24 protein-coding genes and 5 pseudogenes are annotated in these 22546 nt (G+C 33.0%); 1 reads left to right on the top strand and 28 read right to left on the bottom strand.

Annotated features, from left to right (window positions below; all coding sequences use genetic code 11):
* Nucleotides 1-20: 20 nt before the first annotated feature.
* Nucleotides 21-227, bottom strand: a complete 207-nt coding sequence (locus tag CSE16_RS09215) for a hypothetical protein (RefSeq protein WP_157764778.1) — start codon at nt 225-227, stop codon at nt 21-23.
* Between the two features lie 100 nt (nt 228-327).
* On the opposite strand from CSE16_RS09215, the gene CSE16_RS22045 reads away from it, so the two are divergent.
* Complete coding sequence (locus tag CSE16_RS22045) at nt 328-447, top strand: helix-turn-helix domain-containing protein (RefSeq protein WP_157764884.1); 120 nt, start codon at nt 328-330, stop codon at nt 445-447.
* A gap of 190 nt (nt 448-637) precedes the next feature.
* Here the strand turns inward: CSE16_RS22045 and CSE16_RS09205 are convergent, their stop codons facing one another.
* The 27 genes and pseudogenes from CSE16_RS09205 to CSE16_RS22175 form a co-directional block, all read right to left on the bottom strand.
* Nucleotides 638-1012 carry a hypothetical protein gene (locus CSE16_RS09205; protein WP_253896218.1) on the bottom strand — a complete coding sequence of 125 codons (375 nt, stop codon included), beginning with the start codon at nt 1010-1012 and terminating at the stop codon, nt 638-640.
* A 261-nt stretch (nt 1013-1273) separates the two neighbouring features.
* Nucleotides 1274-1645: a hypothetical protein gene (locus tag CSE16_RS09200; protein ID WP_253896217.1), complete on the bottom strand. Its 372-nt coding sequence runs from the start codon at nt 1643-1645 to the stop codon at nt 1274-1276.
* Nucleotides 1646-1672: 27 nt separating this feature from the next.
* A complete protein-coding gene (locus CSE16_RS09195) occupies nt 1673-2650 on the bottom strand; it encodes a hypothetical protein (protein WP_099423620.1) in 978 nt (325 codons plus the stop codon).
* A gap of 14 nt (nt 2651-2664) precedes the next feature.
* A complete protein-coding gene (locus CSE16_RS21550; RefSeq protein WP_172954371.1) occupies nt 2665-3057 on the bottom strand; it encodes a hypothetical protein in 393 nt (130 codons plus the stop codon).
* Nucleotides 3058-3557: 500 nt separating this feature from the next.
* On the bottom strand, nt 3558-4784 hold the full coding sequence (locus CSE16_RS09185) for a PoNi-like cognate immunity protein (RefSeq protein ID WP_099423619.1): 1227 nt from the start codon (nt 4782-4784) through the stop codon (nt 3558-3560).
* Between the two features lie 93 nt (nt 4785-4877).
* Nucleotides 4878-5111 (bottom strand): annotated as a pseudogene (locus tag CSE16_RS22195) (hypothetical protein); the annotation flags it as partial.
* A 108-nt stretch (nt 5112-5219) separates the two neighbouring features.
* A pseudogene (locus CSE16_RS22190) lies at nt 5220-5450 on the bottom strand (pre-toxin TG domain-containing protein); the annotation flags it as partial.
* A gap of 757 nt (nt 5451-6207) precedes the next feature.
* Complete coding sequence (locus tag CSE16_RS09175; protein WP_099423617.1) at nt 6208-6882, bottom strand: hypothetical protein; 675 nt, start codon at nt 6880-6882, stop codon at nt 6208-6210.
* 49 nt (nt 6883-6931) lie between these two features.
* The gene (locus CSE16_RS22185; RefSeq protein WP_371514645.1) at nt 6932-7045 is read right to left on the bottom strand and encodes an HNH endonuclease signature motif containing protein; all 114 of its coding nucleotides are present in this window, start codon (nt 7043-7045) and stop codon (nt 6932-6934) included.
* 47 nt (nt 7046-7092) lie between these two features.
* Nucleotides 7093-7797, bottom strand: coding sequence for an SMI1/KNR4 family protein (locus CSE16_RS09165; protein WP_099423616.1), 705 nt, complete (start codon nt 7795-7797; stop codon nt 7093-7095).
* A 234-nt stretch (nt 7798-8031) separates the two neighbouring features.
* Entirely contained in the window at nt 8032-8730 is a 699-nt protein-coding gene (locus CSE16_RS09160) for an SMI1/KNR4 family protein (protein ID WP_099423615.1), read from the bottom strand.
* Between the two features lie 72 nt (nt 8731-8802).
* Complete coding sequence (locus tag CSE16_RS09155) at nt 8803-9132, bottom strand: hypothetical protein (RefSeq protein WP_157764777.1); 330 nt, start codon at nt 9130-9132, stop codon at nt 8803-8805.
* A 378-nt stretch (nt 9133-9510) separates the two neighbouring features.
* Nucleotides 9511-9969, bottom strand: coding sequence for a DUF6630 family protein (locus CSE16_RS09150; protein WP_099423613.1), 459 nt, complete (start codon nt 9967-9969; stop codon nt 9511-9513).
* 27 nt (nt 9970-9996) lie between these two features.
* Nucleotides 9997-10974, bottom strand: a complete 978-nt coding sequence (locus CSE16_RS09145; RefSeq protein ID WP_099423612.1) for a hypothetical protein — start codon at nt 10972-10974, stop codon at nt 9997-9999.
* 27 nt (nt 10975-11001) lie between these two features.
* On the bottom strand, nt 11002-11298 hold the full coding sequence (locus tag CSE16_RS09140) for a hypothetical protein (RefSeq protein WP_099423611.1): 297 nt from the start codon (nt 11296-11298) through the stop codon (nt 11002-11004).
* Nucleotides 11299-11794: 496 nt separating this feature from the next.
* A complete protein-coding gene (locus tag CSE16_RS09135; RefSeq protein ID WP_099423610.1) occupies nt 11795-13024 on the bottom strand; it encodes a PoNi-like cognate immunity protein in 1230 nt (409 codons plus the stop codon).
* Nucleotides 13025-13047: 23 nt separating this feature from the next.
* Nucleotides 13048-13548 (bottom strand): annotated as a pseudogene (locus CSE16_RS22180) (cytoplasmic protein); the annotation flags it as partial.
* Between the two features lie 750 nt (nt 13549-14298).
* Nucleotides 14299-14790, bottom strand: a complete 492-nt coding sequence (locus tag CSE16_RS09120) for a hypothetical protein (RefSeq protein ID WP_099423609.1) — start codon at nt 14788-14790, stop codon at nt 14299-14301.
* A gap of 795 nt (nt 14791-15585) precedes the next feature.
* A complete protein-coding gene (locus tag CSE16_RS09110) occupies nt 15586-16011 on the bottom strand; it encodes an SMI1/KNR4 family protein (protein ID WP_099423608.1) in 426 nt (141 codons plus the stop codon).
* 18 nt (nt 16012-16029) lie between these two features.
* On the bottom strand, nt 16030-17316 hold the full coding sequence (locus CSE16_RS21845; RefSeq protein WP_256376320.1) for an HNH/ENDO VII family nuclease: 1287 nt from the start codon (nt 17314-17316) through the stop codon (nt 16030-16032).
* Nucleotides 17317-17544: 228 nt separating this feature from the next.
* Entirely contained in the window at nt 17545-17877 is a 333-nt protein-coding gene (locus CSE16_RS09100; protein WP_099423606.1) for a DUF2185 domain-containing protein, read from the bottom strand.
* The gene (locus CSE16_RS09095) at nt 17855-18388 is read right to left on the bottom strand and encodes an ankyrin repeat domain-containing protein (protein WP_099423605.1); all 534 of its coding nucleotides are present in this window, start codon (nt 18386-18388) and stop codon (nt 17855-17857) included. The genes CSE16_RS09100 and CSE16_RS09095 overlap by 23 nt, the downstream gene beginning before the upstream one ends.
* A gap of 9 nt (nt 18389-18397) precedes the next feature.
* Nucleotides 18398-18859 (bottom strand): HNH/ENDO VII family nuclease, encoded by a 462-nt coding sequence (locus CSE16_RS21840; RefSeq protein WP_253896215.1) that lies wholly within the window; start codon nt 18857-18859, stop codon nt 18398-18400.
* Between the two features lie 32 nt (nt 18860-18891).
* Nucleotides 18892-20118, bottom strand: a complete 1227-nt coding sequence (locus CSE16_RS09085; RefSeq protein ID WP_099423604.1) for a PoNi-like cognate immunity protein — start codon at nt 20116-20118, stop codon at nt 18892-18894.
* 27 nt (nt 20119-20145) lie between these two features.
* Nucleotides 20146-20667: pseudogene (locus CSE16_RS09080) on the bottom strand (hypothetical protein); the annotation flags it as partial.
* 71 nt (nt 20668-20738) lie between these two features.
* Nucleotides 20739-21965, bottom strand: a complete 1227-nt coding sequence (locus CSE16_RS09075) for a PoNi-like cognate immunity protein (protein ID WP_099423602.1) — start codon at nt 21963-21965, stop codon at nt 20739-20741.
* Nucleotides 21966-21992: 27 nt separating this feature from the next.
* Nucleotides 21993-22493, bottom strand: a pseudogene (locus tag CSE16_RS22175) (cytoplasmic protein); the annotation flags it as partial.
* Nucleotides 22494-22546: the final 53 nt, after the last annotated feature.

The raw sequence follows: 22546 nt of genomic DNA, 5'->3' as shown, positions 1-22546 counted from the left end.
TGTATTTGGCGGAGGTTTAGTCAAAGGAGCTGTACGTGGTGGTAAAGTGTTTCTTTATAACCGCCTTCTTTAAAGGCATTGTAAGTGATGGCAACTTTCCGCGCCACTTTTGTCATAACCTTTTTCGTGTCTTTAACAGCTGCTTTTACATTCTGACTGGCTTTTTTGACAGCTTTCTTCGTCTTTTGAGCGGCTTTCTTCGTTGCAAGTACACCCTTCTTCGCCACTTGCTTAACCTGTTTGACTATTTTGCTTTTGGACAGATTGTTCGCGGTCTTGCGAGCTTTTGTATACACTTTGCCGAGCTTTTCCTTCGCCTTCGCAAAAATGACCAGATTACGTCCTAATACAATCAGTCATCTTTGTTCAGACAATACGGACAGGGTTTATCTGTCAACGATAGAAACAGTATGCAAAGTGTTACTTGTTAATATTGTGATTATTTAAAGAAAGTAAAGTATTATTTAGGGTATAAAATTTATTATTGATTGTACGTACTGTAAAATCCTTAAAATGTCCTATAGATTTCATATGAGTTATCTTACTTATCAAAGTAAAAAGGGATTTATTCGACACCCCATTATCCAAAATTATTAGAACCTTAGAGAATGTCTTATTTTCTCTAAGGTTCTAATAATTACGCTTGTGTTAAAGAAGTAATATAATAATTATCTAACGAAACGGTTTTTAAAAACTCCAATGCTTCTTTAGTTACAACTAACTCGCCTTTGGATGATAAACAGAAATGATGCCCTGACCAATTTGTGAAATGCTCTCCTTCTACCTCAATTTTACCAAGTGGAATAAATCTGCTAAATGGAGGGATTTCTTTATTTGGATACATTTCTTTAAATACATCAGATGTTGTAATTAAACATGGTTCTAATTTGTAATCTTTAATATCACTTTTCTGTAATTCTGTTTCTAGTAAACTTGACACTATGAAAGCTGGTGTTGACTCTAAAAGGTCATCTCCAAGCCATCCTTCAAACTCATAGTGTAAAAATTTCACCTTTTCTGATATCCTCTTTTACAATATCCTCTTCAGTTCTGTAAACAGTCTGTTCACCATGACCACCAGCAACTTCTGGTTCAATAAAAAATAGTTTCATTTGTTACATCCTTTCTATAAACTTCTCACCCCTTAATTGGTGGATTAAAATTCTCACCATATTTCTTATCTAACTCAATCATATAATTTTTAACTTCCTATTTTGTAGTCTTATAATAAAAAGCACTTGTTACTTTTAATCGAAAATCAAGTGCTTTAAGTTTATATGTTTATAGGTAGCAGTAATAAGTTAACCTCTCGCGGATAAGAAAATAAACCATATCCTTTTGATGAAATAATTTCGTTTACCTCTCTAATCTTGTCGGGTAAGAACTCATATTCAAATTCACCAAGCTGCTCAAGTTCTTCTTGTGAGGCAAGTTCAATACCATGGTTGAATTCGTAATCTAAGATGTAATTCACTATCTCATAGTCCTCTTCCCCCTTATAATCAAGATAGAGGAACCTCTTAGTTGACATCCCATATTCTAATATCCATTCATGAAAGTCTATTTTTTTGTCTAAGTCATCTAGAGCATTCTCCAAATGATCCGTCTTGTCAAAAATGATAGATACGATTTCTTGAAATTGCATTTTGTTTCCCTCCCATAAAAGGCTATTTTAGTTTTGAAAAAGTTCGCCATATCGATTCGGAATATAATCCGGATAATTCTTCCGATAAAAACCATCTATAAGTTTTAAGAGAGGATCCCATTCTGGGTATGGTTCGGGATCACTAATTATCATTTTTGCTTCAGGTGTATTCATTAAGAAATCATCAAATTCTTCTGGAATAGGTAATCTGCGTTTTTTCCTTACGAAAAGTAAAAATAAAATTTCATAGGGGTAAAATCCGTATCCAAAGTCCCCAAATTCAATAGACTCTCCTAGCTCTGAGGCTAAAATCGAATGAAACACAGACATTTTATCAATTAAAGTTTTGATTTCATCTAGCTGAGGTGTTTCCCAGTGTTTTAATACTTCAGTATAAACGTTTAATTCTTCCGGTATTAAGCCATATTCTAAATCCATTTTTTTAAATTGTTCTTTCACAGCTTTATGAAGATTTTGATTTGTTCCAAAAATGGTTTTATTCCGGAACTGCAAATAAAGCTCTAATAAAAACCACGTATGTTTGTTCAAATCATTTGCATTCATCCAACGGCTATCAAAATGATCTACAATAAAATTAAATAATATATCCTCTTCCTTTTCCCATCCAAACATTGTGAAATGAATCAAGGTCATAATTGCGTCTCTAAAAGTGTATTCGACAAACATTTTAGGATATCTACTTTTATAAAGACTTTGTGCCATGCACTGATGGAAAATAACCATCATAATTTTTTTTAATTCATCTGATTTTTTCTCATGATTTACAAGTACATCTCTCTTCCATTTAGAAAAATTATGTGATTCTATTGAACCTAATCTTATTAAAAGAATATGATCCTTTTCAACATCATTCAATTCTACTATATGTGTAATTTTACTCTGGCTATTTAAATACCTTTTTTCTACATCCTCAAACTTTATTCCATCAACAAAATTTTTACAATATCGTTTATATGATAACTGCAGTTTTTTGGGATTTAACAATATATTCACCTCAATTAATCAAGTTGTTTATTCCAATCCTTTACTTTTAATTCCTCTACACCAAATCCTGTTTTCGTAATTTTGATATCTGTTTCTACCCTAATAAAATTAAATTCCAATCTAGGATTTTCTTCTTTTAATTCATCGAATTTCTCTCTAAAATCGGAGTATCTTGAGTCTTTACTATTAAGCATTTTCGAGAAGTAATCCTCACCACCCAGCTTTTGTTTATCAGAATAGGTAAAATTCGCAGAGTCTGAAGCTTTTGATTCAATCATTGTGGATTTGGCCGCTTTTTTCGCTGTTGATTTGACAGCTTTCTTTGCTACATTCGCGACACTTGGGATACTGCCGAGGAAACTAACTGCCTTGCCTAAAAATCCTTTGCCTTTCCCTTTCTTCGCCATTAAGCACCACCTCCTGCAAGGGAATCATACCTATCATATGTATACCTTGTTCGAAGTCATCATCATCGTCTCCTGTGGATGGCGAAATGAGAATGGGTAAATTTGGACATCATAAGGCGAGTTGAGGTCTATTCTTGACCATTACTTTCGATTTTGACTATCCTGAAATAAAGTAATTTATTGATAATTATGGTGAAATTTACCGAATATTAATTGCACCTTCCATATAAAGGGTTTTCGAGAGGTATTACTATTCTATTATTAACAAATGGTTTATTCAACACTGCGTAACGTCTAAACTATAAAAATGAGCTTGAATATAATTTCAAGTTCATCAATAATAGGTTATTTTTATTACCCTTTCTATTTTTCTTAAACGCCCTTATACATTTTGGTGGAATCATCATCTATCAGGTGATCCGCACTCTTAGATATAATACCAAGCCCCTAAAAAAATAGCGGCAGTCAGATTACCCAGCTACCACCATGTTTTCATTCATTTAATTTACATCTTGAAGGGGAACTTCATAAATAGCGCTAATATCCACCTCATTTGGTACCAAAGCATAATAATTCTGATCATTATCTAATATAAATTGAACCAATTTCGTTTCTGTATTCCAATAATTTTTTATATTTGAATCGTAATCTTCCAAATCATCTTTATAATCCAATTGCAATATGCTGCCTTTTTCAACCATTGAAAAAACAATTAAACTTCCTAAAAGATTTTTCCCCTCATTTTCTTCTTCATAATCCTTTAATAAGAACCAAATTTGCCCTAACCCAATCGTTTTTTTGTATTTTTCATAAAAACTACGATTATCCAGCTCGTTATAATCTTGTATCAATTCATTAACGAATGCGTGCCATCTTGGTGGAATCACCTTTTCCAATGCAGGATTCCTTTCAATTCCTTCTATGATGTCAAGCTCCTCTATCTCTTGTTCATTGTCGTAGTCACTTAGGGAAATTGGCTTGAATTTCATTGAATTCTTGTAATGCGCCAAGTCATATGGATAATGATTGTTATTTACTAGGCTTGTATCATCCAGCTCAAGAATCTTTGCCAGTGCAGCCGTTTCAAAGCTCCAATATCCTACATATCCAGGTTCTTTATGTGCATTCTTCCATTCGTAATCATAATGACCTTTAAACCATTCTTTCTCCATATACGTTTGTAATCTTTTAGATGCTTCTTTCTTATCGGTTTGCGCAAGATCTATAATTTCCCTTGTTTTTGCATATGGATTTTCTTTATAATATTCATTGATGATTTTTGTATATCCGATGTCACTAGCACATAGTAAAAAATCAATTACTGCATCATTTATTTCCTTTTTCTCAACTACCTTACTTAATCTTTCTATATTCTTTTTATCTGTTTCTAGTAAAATACCTAGGGAAATTGTCCAATTCATAAATATATATCCAACTTTCCCAGTCCCTGTCTTCTCTAAATCATCTATGGCATTATGATAATCTTCTTCGATTGTACTAATGTCATCCCCTAAAGAATACTTTGCTCTAATATTCTCCATCTCATATTTAAATGTCCTTAAATAACTTGCTTCTATAATACTTTTATTATCTTTAGGGTACCGTTGAATACCATTTCTTTCATCTTCTTCTAAGCCTTTGATATCCTCTTTATTTTCTTCAATAAAATCTTTATTATATTCTATCCCTTCCCTACATTCTCCTTCTATACACAGACGATCCCTCATAATATTTAATTCCTCCTTGCCAATTAAGGCCATTCTCCTATTATTTCACCCTTTGTATTTAACCTAAATGTTTTTACATTCCCATTACTATCTAACATATTTAATATTGGAATCTGGATTTTTATTTTCATATAATCCGTCAATCCCTTTTACTATTTTATCATTTATGCTTGATGGTGCACCCCTACCTATTGGTTTTAAGTCATACCCAGCTTCTTTTAAACTTTTATTGTTTAATAGGTTATCAAATGATTGTATTTCTCCAAAATTCCCCTTTTGTTTATTTGTAGCTGTTTTCGCATCAAAGTCAGCCACATTAGTTTTTTTACTACCATTACCCGTACCCTTATTCTCTATCTGCTTTTTAGCCAGTTCGGTATTTTTTGTTGTATTCTTGCTGCCAGCGACGATGCCAGATGCAAATTTACCGCCACGTACAGCTCCTTTAACTAAACCTCCGCCAAATACAGCCGCAAATCCTACGCCTCGTTCCCAATTTTCTAGCTTGCGATTTGTAAACATTTCTTTTCCGGTGGCAATCTCAATTCCCGCTTTTATATTGCCGATTACCGGAACAAAGTCCAAAACTGCCGAGGCAACTCCCTTATATCCTCCTTCTTTAAAGGAAGTATAGGTGTAAGCAATTTTGCCTCCCACTTTTTTCATAACCTTTTTCGTGTCTTTAACAGCTGCTTTTACCTTCTGACTGGCTTTTTTGACAGCTTTCTTCGTCTTCTGAGCGGCTTTTGTGACAGCTTTCTTCGTCTTTTGAGCGGCTTTTTTCGTTGCCAGTACACTCTTCTTCGCCACTTTCTTAACCTGTTTAACTATTTTGCTTTTGGACAGATTGTTCGCGGTTTTACGAGCTTTTGTATAAACTTTGCCTAGCTTTTTCTTCGCCTTCTTTGCCTTCTTTTTGACTTTCTTTTTGGCTGAACTTGCTGCTTTTTTGGCTTTTTTCGTTGTGGTCTTGACCGCCTTTTTTGCTACATTCGCGACGCTTGGGATACTGCCAAGGAAACTAGCTGCCTTATCTAAAAATCCCTTGTCCTTCCCTTTCTTCGCCATTAAGCCCCTCTGCGAAAGGTATCATGCCCATAACGTCGAGGTCTTGTTCGAAGTCATCATTATCGTCTCCAGTGGATGGCGAGATAGAAACAGACTCCTTAATGGTGCGTCCATTCCCACTATTCTGACAGCTCATTTTACAGTTGTGGAAAATTTCCAATAACAAAAAAAGATCAATCATGATAGTGTCTGACCACAATTAACCTGTTTGGTATAACGAAATAGCCCTATTTAGAATATAAAATTCAAGCATCGAGATACTTACAATTGAATTAGTGACATCTTTATGCAGGAGTTACATGTATTATTGATCGAATATTAGATTCACTCAACATTGGGTAACCATAGTAGCAGTCTACTTCTCCCAATACACCCTAATTTCCTCAAACGAAGTCTCACTTTCACTCAAACCTTCAATACTTTCAGTTCCAATTAGTTTGATCTCACTTTTTTTCAAAGTGATTTCCCCATTAGGATTATTTATTTTCTTCACATAAACGGACTTTAACAATTCTACTTGTTCAGAAGTCATCTCATAATAATCTTGCCAAGCTTCAATTGCAACGTCACTATCCATAAGCTGTTTCTCTAATAAATACCCACCACATTGGACTATTTTAACAATATTATCAATTGAAGTAATAGTATCATTATCACCCCAAATTGCTGTCGTGATAGATGGCGAGATTGTGCCATTTTCATCCTCTTCAAGGAGATATTCTAAGGTTTCATTCTTAGCCAACTCAATGACATCCTTTGGTGCACCCGTAAAAAAATCTATTGCTGTAGGAATATCAGTTCTGAGGAAATTGTCATCTCGAAATGCCCCAACAAAATAATTATCTTTGAAAGTAATAGTTCCTCTCCCTCCCGAATCATCGACAATACTATAGTTATCATCGTCCCATGAATGTTCATATGATAATTCTGGATAGTGAGCAACCATAATTGCATGCGCTACCGATGCGAGTATACAACCACTCCATATGTTGTTTTTATTTAATTGACTATTTAATGTCATAGGTTTCATTTTTTTCTCCTCTTTTGTTTAGGTTAGTAGTGTTAGCTTGCTTAATTTATCAAGTCTCTGGGGGTAACTTATTTGATTTTTCTCTGTTTTCTTTTCGAGATAATACTTGAGCATTACTATAACTGTTAGTACCACCTTTATCGCTAGGAATAACATGATCGATTTTCCATTCTCGTGGACAAATACTATTATAAAAATACCTTTACCGAGTTACATTTCAAAGCCAATTACAATCCATTCATCTACATAACTCCAAAAACTGATATTATATTTAGGCTTTAATTTTGCAGACCAAAAGGTAGCTTTGTTATTAGTACAATTTGTAAAATCTATAGCTACGTAGCTCCCCATACCATTAGTGAAAAAGCCAAATGATGAATCTAAGTTAATTTTTATAGGTTCTTCTAAATCATCAATAATACTCCATTCAATATCCTCGTCCCCAAGATATGTTACTGATTCAAGTGGAACTAAGCCCATTGATTCACTAGCATAGTAATAAAAACCGTCGTGAACATTTTTATAAAAACTTTTAATTGAAGTCGGTATTTTATCCCAAGAATCTTCTAATTCTATGTTTTTTTGTCCCTTTTGGGGATTACGCCCTTCGTAATATAATATGTCTCCTTTGGAATTTTTTATAGTGTATAAAACAGAATAATCGCCTACTACATCCATAATTTCAATATTTATAAGATGTTCATTTAGATAAGAAATCGTGTTCCTTAATTCAATACCTACATTTTTTCTCCATATGTTCAGAAGCAAATCAATTCTCTCTTTAATATCATCATTATAAAAGAGTTTTCTCCATTCAATTGGTATTTCATCATCATTCAATCTACTAATTTCATCGATTGTTAATATTCGAACATTTTCATTGTACTTTTTTAAGTAAGTAAGTTTTTGATTCATTTACTAATCATCTCCCTTTAATTGATATAAATATCGTACTGGAGGTGCTTGATTTTATATGCGTTATTTGATTACGGACTTACGATAGATCATTTTAAGCTCCCTTGCCTTAGTGAAAACCTTAACAATCTTTTCCTTTGCCTTTTTTAAGGTATATAAATTACGAAAAAGCACTTGTCTCCTGTTATAGGCACTCAAGTGCTTTGTGTTCATTATCTTAGCTGATTAACATCATCATGATTCAAAACCAATTACTATCCATTCATCAACTATATCCCAAAAGTTAATATTATATCTCGGTTCTTCATCAGTCCACCACAAAACTGCATTTTCATTATCACAATCATTAAAATCTATTGCTACATAACCACCCATACCACTTTTAAAGAAACCAAATGTCGTTTTTAAATCTATTTGTAAAGGCTCTTCTAATTCCTCAATAATACCCCACTCATCATCATCAAAAAAGGTTACATTTTCTATAGGAACTAGCCCCATAGACTTACTCGCATAAAAATAGAAACCATTATGAATATTTTGATAGAAATTCCGTAATGATAAGGGGAATTTATTCCAAGATTTTTCTAATTCTACATTATTAAATACTTCTTTAGGATTTCTTCCTTCGTAATATTGTATTTCACCGTTATCTGTTTCAATCGTATATAAAATTGAATATTTGTTATTTTCAACAATAAAATCTATTTCTTTAAGATGTTGAGATAAATAAGAAATAGTATTTCTTAACTCCATCCCTACATATTTATTCCATATAAATAAAATTCTTTCTACTCTCTTATCTAGATTTTTCTCTTGAAACAATTCGTACCAAAAATCAGGTACTTGACTATGATCAATTGTATTAATCTCATTACACAATACCAATTGCACATTCTTCCTATATTTTCTCAGAAATTCAATTTTATTATCCACCTTAATACCTCAATTTCTTTATCTTGTCTATTTTTTTCAGCTTTTCACAGTGCCTATCTTATAGGGGACAATTTAGCCCCTAATATCTCTCACCGTTCGAATGTTCATTTCTGTTATTTGCCCTTTGAAAAGACACCGAACGCGCTGTCCATCCTTTGTTTGATAGAGCTCGATTCTATCGAAACTGCAAGTCCCACCCCCAGCGAGTAGAATCATACCTATCAAATCTAGACCTTGTTCGAAGTCATCATCATCATCGTCGTCTTCAGTCGTTGTTGAGATAGAAACTGGCGCTTTAATCGAGCCATCCATTTCTACGATTTGACCTTGAATATCGGTGATGCCATCGAGTACAAGACTGCTCGATCCGCATGTGAAATGGAGTGAGTCACTTGTGATCATGGCGATCATTTTGCCCGAGAACGTGATGTCATCACTGGCTGTTAAAATGATTGGATGATTGCTGTGGACTTCAATGCCCGTCTCTTGATGTATTTTTAGGTAGATGAGTAAATAAAACAGCCAGTAATAGGGATGAACCGCTAACTGGCTGTCAATCAAAAATGTTATTGTTGCATTCTATATATTGAGCTAACTTAATCTGTGAAATTGTCACATGCCAAATTAAGACTCTCCTAAGGTTCCTTTTATTTATTATAAATAGACATGCAAGTACTAACCCTTTCTTAATCCAGTCAAATTGTACGACCTCTTAATCAGTCATCCATTGATGTGTATCTCATTTTCTTGAAATAATATTATTCTAACGAAAAAATAAATTTAATTATAATATTGTATATATTTCCCGCTTAGAGGAATATTTTCATTTTCAAGTATTTCAAACTGTAATAGTTTCGTTTTATTTACTAGTTCCTCAATGAATAAAGCATAATAATCACCAGTAGTTGGATAAGAAAATAAACCATATCCTTTTGATGAAATAATTTCGTTTACCTCTCTAATCTTGTCGGGTAAGAACTCATATTCAAATTCACCAAGCTGCTCAAGTTCTTCTTGTGAGGCAAGTTCAATACCATGGTTGAATTCGTAATCTAAGATGTAATTCACTATCTCATAGTCCTCTTCCCCCTTATAATCAAGATAGAGGAATCTCTTAGTTGACATCCCATATTCTAATATCCATGCATGAAAGTCTATTTTTTTGTCTAAGTCATCTAGAGCATTCTCCAAATGATCCGTCTTGTCAAAAATGATAGATACGATTTCTTGAAATTGCATTTTGTTTCCCTCCCATAAAAGGCTATTTTAGTTTTGAAAAAGTTCGCCATATCGATTCGGAATATAATCCGGATAATTCTTCCGATAAAAACCATCTATAAGTTTTAAGAGAGGATCCCATTCAGGGTATGGTTCGGGATCACTAATTATCATTTTTGCTTCAGGTGTTTTCATTAAGAAATCATCAAATTCTTCTGGAATAGGTAATCTGCGTTTTTTCCTTACGAAAAGTAAAAATAAAATTTCATAGGGGTAAAATCCGTATCCAAAGTCCCCAAATTCAATAGACTCTCCTAGCTCTGAGGCTAAAATCGAATGAAACACAGACATTTTATCAATTAAAGTTTTGATTTCATCTAGCTGAGGTGTTTCCCAGTGTTTTAATACTTCCGTATAAACATTTAATTCTTCCGGTATTAAGCCATGTTCTAAATCCATTTTTTTAAATTGTTCTTTCACAGCTTTATGAAGATTTTGGTTTGTTCCAAAAATGGTTTTGTTTCGAGACTGCAAATAAAGCTCTAATAAAAACCACGTATGTTTGTTCAAATCATTTGCATTCATCCAACGGCTATCAAAATGATCTACAATAAAATTAAATAATATATTCTCTTCCTTTTCCCATCCAAACATTGTGAAATGAATTAAGGTCATAATTGCTTCTCTAAAAGTGTATTTGACAAACATTTTAGGATATCTACTTTTATAAAGACTTTGTGCCATGCACTGATGGAAAATAACCATCATAATTTTTTTTAATTCATCTGATTTTTTCTCATGATTTACAAGTACATCTCTCTTCCATTTAGAAAAATTATGTGATTCTATTGAATCTAAATCTATTAATAAAATATGGTCCTTTTCAATATCATTCAACGTCACAATTTGAGAAATTCTATTAAAACTATCCATATACTCTTCTTCTACATCCTCAAACTTTATTCCCTCAACAAAATTTTTACAATATCTTTTATATGATAATTGCAGTTTTTTGGGATTCAACAATATATTCACCTCAATTAATCAAGTTGTTTATTCCAATCCAGGATTTTCTTCTTTTAATTCATCAAATTTCTCTCTAAAATCAGAGTATCTTGAGTCGTTACTATTAAGCATTTTCGAGAAGTAATCCTCACCACCCAGCTTTTGTTTATCAGAATAGGTAAAATTCGCAGAGTCTGAAGCTTTTGATTCTATCATTGTGGATTTGGCCGCTTTTTTCGCTGTTGATTTGACCGCTTTCTTTGCTACATTCGCGACACTTGGGATACTGCCGAGGAAACTAGCTGCCTTGCCTAAAAATCCTTTGCCTTTCCCTTTCTTCGCCATTAAGCACCACCTCCTGCAAGGGAATCATACCTATCATATGTATACCTTGTTCGAAGTCATCATCATTGTCTCCTGTGGATGGCGAAATGAGAATGGGTAAATTTAGACATCATAAGGAGAGTTGAGGTCTATTCTTGACCATTACTTTCGATTTTGACTATCCTGAAATAAAGTAATTTATTTATAATTATGGTTAAATTTAACTCATATCAATTGTACCTTCCATATAAAGGGTTTTCAAGAGGTATTACTATTCTATTATTAACAAATGGTTTATTCAACACTGCGTAACGTCTAAACTATAAAAATGAGCTTGAATATAATTTCAAGTTCATCAATAATAGGTTATTTTTATTACCCTTTCTATTTTTCTTAAACGCCCTTATACATTTTGGTGGAATCATCATCTATCAGGTGATCCGCACTCTATAATACCAAGCCCCTAAAAAAAATAGCGGCAGTCAGATTACCCAACTACCACCATTTTTTCATTCATTTAATTTACATCTTGAAGGGGAACTTCATAAATAGCGCTAATATCCACCTCATTTGGTACCAAAGCATAATAATTCTGATCATTATCTAATATAAATTGAACCAATTTCGTTTCTGTATTCCAATAATTTTTTTTATTTGAATCGTAATCTTCCAAATCATCTTTATAATCCAATTGCAATATGCAGCCTTTTTCAACCATCGCAAAAACAATTAAACTTCCTAAAAGATTTTTCCCCTCATTTTCTTCTTCATATTCCTTTAATAAGAACCAAATTTGCCCTAACCCAATCGTTTTTTTGTATTTTTCATAAAAACTACGATTATCCAGCTCGTTATAATCTTGTATCAATTCATTAACAAATGCGTGCCATATTGGTGGAATAATCTTTTCCAATAAGGGATTATTATCAATTCCTTCTATTACTTCATCTAGCTCCTCAATCTCTTGTTCATTGTTGTAGTCACTTAGGGAAATTGGCTTGAATTTCATAGAATTCTTGTAATGTGCCAAGTCATATGGATAGTGATTATTATTTATTAAGCTTGTATCATCAAGTTCTAGTATCTTTGTTATTGCTGCTGTTTCAAAGCTCCAAAACCCTACATACCCAGGTTCTTTATGTGCTTTTTTCCATTCATAGTCATAATGCCCTTTAAACCATTCTTTCTCCATATACGTTTGTAATCTTTTAGATGCTTCTTTCTTATCGGTTTGCGCAAGATCTATAATTTCCCTTGTTTTTGCGTACGGATTTTCTTTATCATACTCATTGGCTATTTTTGTATATCCGATATCACTAGCACATAATAAAAAATCAATCACTGCATCGTTTATTTCTTTTTTCTCAACTACCTTACTTATTCTTTCTATGTTCTTTTTATCCGTTTCTAAAAGGATTCCTAAGGAAATTGTCCACAGCAGACTTAAATAGCCAACTTCCCTAGTCCCTGTATGCTCTAAATCATCCAGGGCATTATGAAAATCCTCTTCGAATGTACCAATGTCATCCCCTAAAGAATATTTTGCCCTAATATCCTCCATCTCATATTTAAAAGTCCTTAAATATCTTGCCTCTATAATACTGTTATTGTCTATGGATTTTCTTTGAATACCATTTTTAGTATCCTCCTCCAGATTTCTAATATCCTGCCTTTTTTCAGCAATAAATTCTTTATGATATTCAATTCCTTCTCTACATTTTTCTTCTATACATAGATGATCCCTCATGATATATAATTCCTCCTTGCCAATTAAGGCCATTCTCCAATTATTTCACCCTTAGCATTTAACCTAAATGTTTTTACACTTCCACTACTATCGACCTTTGATAAGACTCCTTCAACCTCATTTTCATCCAATGCGTCCTCAATCTTATCTGCCAGTTTTTGGTCTCCGCCAACAGCTTTCAAAATTCTACTTTTTTCAGTTTTTGTACCTTTCAACCACTCATTTGACATTTGTGGTCCATCTCTAGGTGTCTTACTTAATTGTGAACTACCAAACTTAGCTTCATCAATAACATATTTAATATTGGAATCTGGATTTTTATTTTCATATAATCCGTCAATCCCTTTTACTATTTTATCATTTATGCTTGATGGTGCATCCCTTCCTATTGGCTTTAAGTCATACCCAGCTTCTTATAAACTTTCATTGTTTAATAGGTTATCAAATGATTTTATTTCTCCAAAATTACCCTTTTGTTTATTTGTAGCTGTTTTCGCATCAAAGTCAGCCACATTAGTTTTTTTACTCCCATTACCCGTACCCTATGTTGTAATCTTAAAAACTATAAATAAAAAAAGTCACCCGTTTATAACCTTATTAAACTACTTCCTTAGTCCCTCCGACATGTAAAATGTCATCTCGCCCGGTTATCTTACTTTTCATGCTATCCAGTATTAAACATAATGCCTTGATGGTACAACCATCATAAACTATTGATTTTCATTAGCATTTTTAATGTCGTCCAAAGCATAAATTTCTCACCAAAAACAAAAAGCACCTGTTGCCTTTAGTTGACAATCAAGTGCTTTAAGTTCATCTGTTTTTAAGTAGCATAAATTTTATAATTTTTATAGTAACGGTATGACACCTTTTTTTATCGTGCCAAGTATTTCATTAATACTTACGAGCTTGTATGAGTCGTTATTTTCATATACATTCCATGTGTTTATATACATCACCCAGTAAAATGTCATCTCGCCTATTCTCGCTCTTATTGCTTTACTATAAAAATAGCATCTCTTGATGGTTTAGCCTTCATGAGTTATTAATTCAAATTCAAGGATATTTTTAACTGTAAGCAAATTAAAAAGTAGTAGCTTGCATTGTACCTTTGTATTTCGCCACAAGCTTTGTCATTCTCGTGTGTAAATATAAATCGAGTAGTAAGTTAGTAGCTTCCTTAATTAAGTCACTGCAACCAATCTCGTATGTCTGCTTACCTTCACGGACTGTTGATTTTTTAGACAGAGCTCAAAAGGTAATGGAATACAACTTTAATAAACGATTAAATTACCTTCTGGCCATCCTCCATCCCAACCACAAGGAAAATTACCAGACTCATAGACTTTTAATAGTTCAAGGAAGAATACTGGTCTGTGGTTACATTTCGAGTAAGTAGATTCCATAATGGCATTTAAAATATCCCATTCCACACAATCAATAAACACTTTATCAAGTTCATTCTTTTCTCTATAGTTCTCTATTTTAGGTATTATCTCTTTTTCTACAAACATTCTGGCCTCTTTAACTATACTGTTCCACTTGGAGTATTGGTCACGATATTTATTGTGTAAAAAAACAGTTAATTCATTACGTGCTTCTAGGGTTGTTTTTTCCCAATTTGAGTCCTGATAGTTTCGCATAGCTTCTTTCCAATTATAAACCTTTGTATAACTAATCTGCATTTCATTTTGCAAGGTCTGTCCACAATTAGTCAACCAATTAATTTGTTTAATTCTATTAAGAATATCTTGGTCTATTTCCACTTTAATCCCTCACTTTAAAAATTATCTCTTCTTTTGATTAATTCTTCCTGGAATCCTCGGTACTGGCTCTCCACCTAACAGTCCATACTCTCCCTCTGTTTTACTGCTTCTTTGGCAATTTGCATAGCCTGTTCTTGAGTATATCCAGAGGCTTTTAATGAGTCAACCACTGCCTTAGTGTATTCAAGGTTCGTTGGAGTTTCACCATTTCTATCCCCACCCCTTCTAAATTGATTCCAGAACTGTTCAAGACTTTCATGAGCATTATAATGTGGTGAATCGACATCTTTAAAGGCATCTCCACCTAATTTTGTTGACGCACCTTCTTTAGTAGGTATCTTTTCTCTATATGCCGCATCTTGATTTAAGTGATGAGCTTGCCCAGTTATAGTTTTATTTTTTTCAAAACACCATACTTATCTACAACAATATTACCCGTACCCTATGTTGTAATCTTAAAATCCGCTAATAAAAAAACAATCATCTCCTGTAGCCCACCTGTGAAGTCATTTATTAATTTAGATAGATTTAATTCCTTAAATCCTATACCTATTATTTCATTAATTTTTGATAGCTGATTAAAGGTGCTTTCATCCCTGTACCGAAAACAGGTTCAGTCCCAGTTGACAATCAAGTGCACTAAGCTTGTATGTTTTTAAGTAGCTTAAATTTGTAAGATTTATATTAACAGTATGACACCTTTGTAAGTCATCACTACTACTGCATTTAACTTACGAGTTTGTACGGGGCCGTTAATTGATTCATAAGTATCCCCTGGATTAACCTTATTGTTTTTTACCAGTTATCAATTCCTTCTTGAAATATGTCTATTACATAGTCATCAAATGTATTATATCTTGGGTGTAAATCTGCCCCCCACCTTTCCCAACTATATATTCTGTCATCATTAATATCTGCACAATACATACATCTAGCAAATTCTCCCGAGTCCTCTAAAACAATTAAGTTCATACCCAACCCTAATTTTCTCCATCTCTCTGTTGCATCAACTACAGATGCTCCTAAATTACCCTGAACACCTTCAAACTCAACTCCACATATTCCTCCCGAACCATATTTTTTTATAAAATTGCGATAACTTCGAGGAAATTTAACTCTAAGTTTTTCTTCAGCCTTATTAATATATTCTTCTAATACTTCTCCAAAAAAATCATCTTCTTCACCATAATTTTCGATCATCTTAATAATTCTTTCATCCATAAATTAAACTCACTCCTATTATTCACTAGCACGCATTTTCCAATAGTTACTTCTAAAGTTATTATACATTTTTTCAAGTTCTGGATTATTTCTAAAACTCTTTCCATTTTCAACCAAACCATGTAGCGTCGAATCGTATTTATCATGAGTTAACTCCGCAATTTCAACCATCCCACCAGGTTCTTTTTGAATTAAATGGTGTAATTCAACTTTACTTTCTACCCCACCCTTCACAATATATGGAGAGTTACCCTTTTCCATTAATTTTCCATTCGACTTTCCTAGTGCCTTCGGATTATTAGGTACATAATTTTTATCAATCTCAATTTGGTACACTCTTCTGGATACATCTACTTCCTTTCCACCAACTTTAACTGTTCCTTTTACTTCTACAGCAGTATACTTGTCAGCTAGCCAATCTAACTCAATTTGTTCAGAAGATAATTTTCTAGATTTAAGCACCGCAACTTTACCCTTACCCTTATCAAGACTCTTCACATACTCCCCAAGTTGATCAATATCTTTCTGATTAACTTTTTGGATTTCCTTAGCCTTTTTAGTATCATTGGCTACTTCAAAAACCGTCTCCAAAACTTTTTCAAAATCTTTTAAGTTATCTAGTTTTTTTCCACCTTTTACTAACTTACCAGGGCCTACTAATGAAAATGTTGCCTCAAGGCTTTCTCTAGGTGTAGAGTTTAAATCCGTCATTTTGGCAAGGTCCTTACCAAGGAGCTCATTAAAGAGTGTATAACCTAAGATTCCAAATGGAGCCAATCCATCTATTGTGCCTGAACCATTACCACCTAGAACTTTTCGCATACCTTCATACGTAATTTGATCATCTGATGGAATAGGATTTTTGAGGTTTTCTTCAATTAATGCTTGTAGTTCGGCTTCACTTGTAATTTCCTCTTCGATTTCTGTCGACTCAGGGCGTTCACACGATAAGCCCTGGTAGGACGTTGTGTTCGTATTGACGCTTGCGACGAAAATATCCACCATAAACTGAATTTGTTCCGTAATAGATTGGAGGAGGCTTTCCACTAGCACTACTGCTTGTGTTTGCAGCATATCAAACTGCACGAGTTTTTCGATCGTTTCATCTTTGTATTTGATGGCCTCATCACTAGCTCTGACAACGCCTTCTTCTTGTAAGAAGGGGAGGGAGACGATATCCGAGACCGTTTGCATAATGGCATTGGCCTCATTGGTTAACTCGATCGTTGTTGTCTTTGCACGAATGAGCCCTTGTACTAGCTCATTTTCTAAAAGCTTTTCCGGCTGACAGGACGGTCGACCAATATAATCCGCATTTGGGTGTATGCATGGTACTTCAATTAATAGAAACGATTGTTAATAAATTATATAACTGATGAATTTAGCCTCATATTTGGTACTAGATTAAAAACCACCTTAAAAGGTTTTTAGCCCATTAAGGTGGTTATTATTAGATTGCTTTTAATACTTCATCTAGCTTAGATAGTACACTACCGTATATTCTTCTTACTTGTTCATGATTATTAATGATCGTCAAATTTCTTTACCAGTTAAATTATCAACAAATTTTATTTTTCCATTTTCAGAAACTAATTGTAAGTCACTACCTATTGGGAGCTCGTATATTCCTAGAATGGCCGGTTCAATATTTGCTACAGTATTAAAATCACATACTACTAAATTATCAGGATTATTAATGTAATCATCATCATCAATTTCTGAAAAAAATCTCCAACCATTATCCACAACATCCACAGATTTCTCTCTCAATATCCATTTCAATCTTCCTGTTTCATTTATTATATTTTTTGAAACAATACAAGCCCCAGCTTTTTTAATAAATTCAATAGGTTCTTTTTGATTCATATTTTTCCATCCTTTCAATTAAACTTGATCTATATGGGAATTTTCTAGCGTATTCAATAGCTGTAAATCCTGTACTATCTTTAGAGGTTAAATCTAAGTTTGGTTGAGAAAACCACAAATTATATAACTTTTCTAATTCTTCATCTGATTTATTTAATCGAATTATATAAATTAATGCAACTTGACCGTTTCCATCTTTCTCATTAATATTAACACCCTTTTCTATAAGTCTTTTACATAATCTATAAGTTTCTTCTATGTCATTTTTTCGTTGCCCTAGTAAAACATGCAACACAGTTTCATCTTCACTATTTTTACATAATACATCGATATTTTTATCTAATAAGAAATTACTAATCTCATAGCGTGAAGGTAAGTCAGTATTTGATAACGAAAAGAATATCAAACTTTTCCCATCAAATACTTTTTTTTCATCTTCATCTTTGTATGCTTTTAAAAATTCACTTGTATTTTTTAATTTTGCAATTAAATCAATTTTTATTGTCAGCACCCCTCTTAATTATTCTATTTTATGACTCCTATTAGTACTAGGTAATTCTGGACGATAGTTATCAGGATTATTATACCAATCACGAAGCTCTTTTGGTGTTAACTCTTCGTTTAAATATCTCTTATGCATCTCAGAATATTTGTGTTCTGGAAGATGCCCCATATCCCAAACATTTTTTCTAGGTTGACCAGGTTCCCACTCAATTACTTTTTCTGGATAGAGTGGATCTCGCACCAATCCATCTGGCCCTTTTGCTTTCTCAAAAGTTTTTTCTGGAACATTCTTCCTAAATGATGGTCTACTTTTAGGATCTAAATAAGGTCTGTTATCTATAACTTCAGTGATTTGTCCTTCACCTTTAATAGTAACAGATCCATTTTTCGCAATGACCTTTTTGGCACCATCCTCACCCGTACCCTTAGATATAAAACCAAGCCACACTAAAGAAATAGTGGCAGTCGGATTTTCCAACTGCCACCATTTTATCATTCATTCAATTTAACTTACTTCATATCTTGAAGGATAACTTCATACATAACTCTAACATCTACATTAATTGGTACCAAAGCATAATAATTCTGATCATTATCTAATATAAATTGAACCAATTTCGTTTCTGTATTCCAATAATTTTTTATATTTGAATCGTAATCTTCCAAATCTTCTTTATAATCCAATTGCAATATGCAGCCATTTTCAACCATCGCAAAAACAATTAAACTTCCTAAAAGATTTTTCCCCTCATTTTCTTCTTCATATTCCTTTAATAAGAACCAAATTTGCCCTAACCCGATCGTTTTTTTGTATTTTTCATAAAAACTACGATTATCCAGTTCGTTATAATCATGGATCAATTCATTGATAAATGCGTGCCACCTTGGTGGAATCACCTTTTCTAATACCGGATTATTTTCAATTCCTTCTATTATGTCAAGCTCCTCAATCTCTTGTTCATTGTCGTAGTCACTTAGGGAAATTGGCTTGAATTTCTTTGAATTCTTGTAATGTGCCAAGTCATAAGGATAATGATTGTTATTTACTAAGCTTGTATCATCCAGCTCAAGAATCTTTGCCAGTGCAGCCGTTTCAAAGCTCCAATATCCTACATATCCAGGCTCTTTATGTGAATTCTTCCAATCATAATCATAATGACCTTTAAACCATTCTTTCTCCATATACGTTTGTAACCTTTTAGATGCTTCTTTCTTATCCGTTTGCGCAAGATCTATAATTTCCCTTGTTTTTGCGTATGGATTTTCTTTATCATACTCATTGCTGATTTTCGTATATCCGATGTCACTAGCACATAGTAAAAAATCAATTACTGCATCATTTATTTCCTTTTTCTCAACTACCTTACTTAATCTTTCGATATTCTTTTTATCTGTTTCTAGTAAGATGCCTAAGGAAATTGTCCACAGTATATTAATATAACCTGCTTCTTTTTTTCCTGTCTGCTCTAAATTATCTATGGCATTTTGATAATCTTCTTCGATTGTACTAATGTCATCCCCTAAAGAATATTTTGCACTGATATCATCGATTTGATGAATAAAACTGTTTAAATATCTCGCTTCTATAATACTTAGATTATCTTTAGGTTTTCTTTGAATACCTTTTCTTTCATCTTCTTTCAAATTTTCTATCTCTATCTTCTTCTCAGCAATATATCTTTTATGATATTCAATCCCTTTTCTACATTTTTCTTCTATACATAAATGATCCCTCATTATTTTCGACTCCTTCTTGCCCCGTTATCAAGGCCAATCACCTATTATGTCACCATCTTTATCTATTCTAAACGTTCTAACATTACCATTACTATCAACTTTTAATAGTACTCTTGCTATTTTATCATCATCCAATGCGTCAGTAATCCTTCCTGCTAATTCCTCATCTCCATCAACAGCTTTCAATATTCTACTTTTTCCCGTTTCCGAACCTTTTAACCACTCATTTGACATTTGTGTTCCATCTCTAGGTGTCTTACTTAATTGTGAACTACCAAACTTAGCTTCATCAATAACATATTTAATATTGGAATCTGGATTTTTATTTTCATATAATCCGTCAATCCCTTTTACTATTTTATCATTTATGCTTGATGGTGCACCCCTACCTATTGGTTTTAAGTCATACCCAGCTTCTTTTAAACTTTTATTGTTTAATAGGTTATCAAATGATTGTATTTCTCCAAAATTCCCCTTTTGTTTATTTGTAGCTGTTTTCGCATCAAAGTCAGCCACATTAGTTTTTTTACTACCATTACCCGTACCCTTAGGTATAAAAGCAAGCCCCTAAAAAAATAGCGGCAGTCAGATTACCCAACTACCACCATTTTTTCATTTTTTTAATTTACATCTTGAAGGGGAACTTCGTACATATTACTAATATCTACAGCAATTGGTATCAATGCGTAATAATTCTGATCATTATCTAATATAAATTGAACCAATTTCGTTTCTATATCCCAATAATTTTTTAAATATGAATCGTAATCTTCCAAATCATCTTTATAATCCAATTGCAGTATGCAGCCTTTTTCAACCATCGCAAAAACAATTAAACTTCCTAAGAGATTTTTCCCTTCATTTTCTTCTTCGTATTCTTCTAACAAGAACCAAATTTGCCCTAATCCTATCGTTTTTTTATATTTTTCATAAAAACTACGATTATCCAGTTCGTTATAATCATGGATCAATTCATTGATAAATGCTTGCCACCTTGGTGGAATCACCTTTTCCAATGCCGGATTATTTTCAATTCCTTCTATTATAAGAAGCTCCTCTATCTCTGGTTCTTTGTTATAGTCACTTAAGGTAATTGGCTTGAATTTCATTGAATTCTTGTAATGCGCCAAGTCATAAGGATAATGATTGTTATTTACTAGGCTTGTATCATCCAGCTCAAGAATCTTTGCCAGTGCAGCCGTTTCAAAGCTCCAATATCCTACATATCCAGGCTCTTTATGTGAATTCTTCCAATCATAATCATAATGACCTTTAAACCATTCTTTCTCCATATACGTTTGTAATCTTTTAGATGCTTCTTTCTTATCCGTTTGCGCAAGATCTATAATTTCCCTTGTTTTTGCGTACGGATTTTCTTTATCATACTCATTGGTAATTTTCGTATATCCGATATCACTAGCACATAATAAAAAATCAATTACTGCATCATTTATTTCCTTTTTCTCAACTACCTTACTTAATCTTTCTATATTCTTTTTATCTGTTTCTAGTAAGATGCCTAAGGAGATTGTCCACAGCAGACTTAAATAGCCAACTTCCCTAGTTCCTGTCTGCTCTAAATCATCTATGGCATTATGATAATCTTCTTCTATTGTACTAATGTCATCCCCTAAAGAATATTTTGCCCTAATATCATTTAGCTGATGTGTAAAATTCCTTAAATATCTTGCTTCTATAATGCTTGGATTATCAATAGGATTTCTTTGAATACCTCTTCTCTCATCTTCTTTTAAACTTTCTATATCTTCCTTATTCTCTACAATAAATTCTTTATGATATTCGATTCCTTCTCTACACTTTTCTTCTATACATAAATGATCTCTCATTACTTTCGACTCCTTCTTGCCTCATTATCAAGGCCATTCTCCTATTATTTCACCATCTTTATTTATTCTAAATGTTCTGACATCACCATTACTATCAACTTTTGATAATACTCTTTCAACTTTACCAACATCCAATGCATTGGTAATTTTTTCTGCTAATCGTTCATCACCATCAACAGCTTTCAAAATTCTACTTTTTTCAGTTTTTATACCTTTCAACCAATTATCTGACATTTGCGGTCCGTCTTTAGGCGTCTGACTTAATTGTGAACTGCCAAACTTCGCCTCATCAATAACATATTTGATACTTGAATTCTTATTCGCATTTTCGTATAATCCGTCAATCCCTTTTACTATTTTATCATTTATGCTTGATGGTGCACCCCTACCTATTGGCTTTAAGTCATAACCAGCTTCTTTTAAACTTTTATTGTTTAATAGGTTATCAAATGATTGTATTTCTCCAAAATTCCCCTTTTGTTTATTTGTAGCTGTTTTCGCATCAAAGTCAGCCACATTAGTTTTTTTACTACCATTACCCGTACCCTTATTCTCTATCTGCTTTTTAGCCAGTTCGGTAT

Source organism: Solibacillus sp. R5-41 (assembly GCF_002736105.1).
Taxonomy (GTDB): Bacteria; Bacillota; Bacilli; order Bacillales_A; family Planococcaceae; genus Solibacillus.
This window is presented reverse-complemented; position numbering and strand designations above follow the sequence as displayed.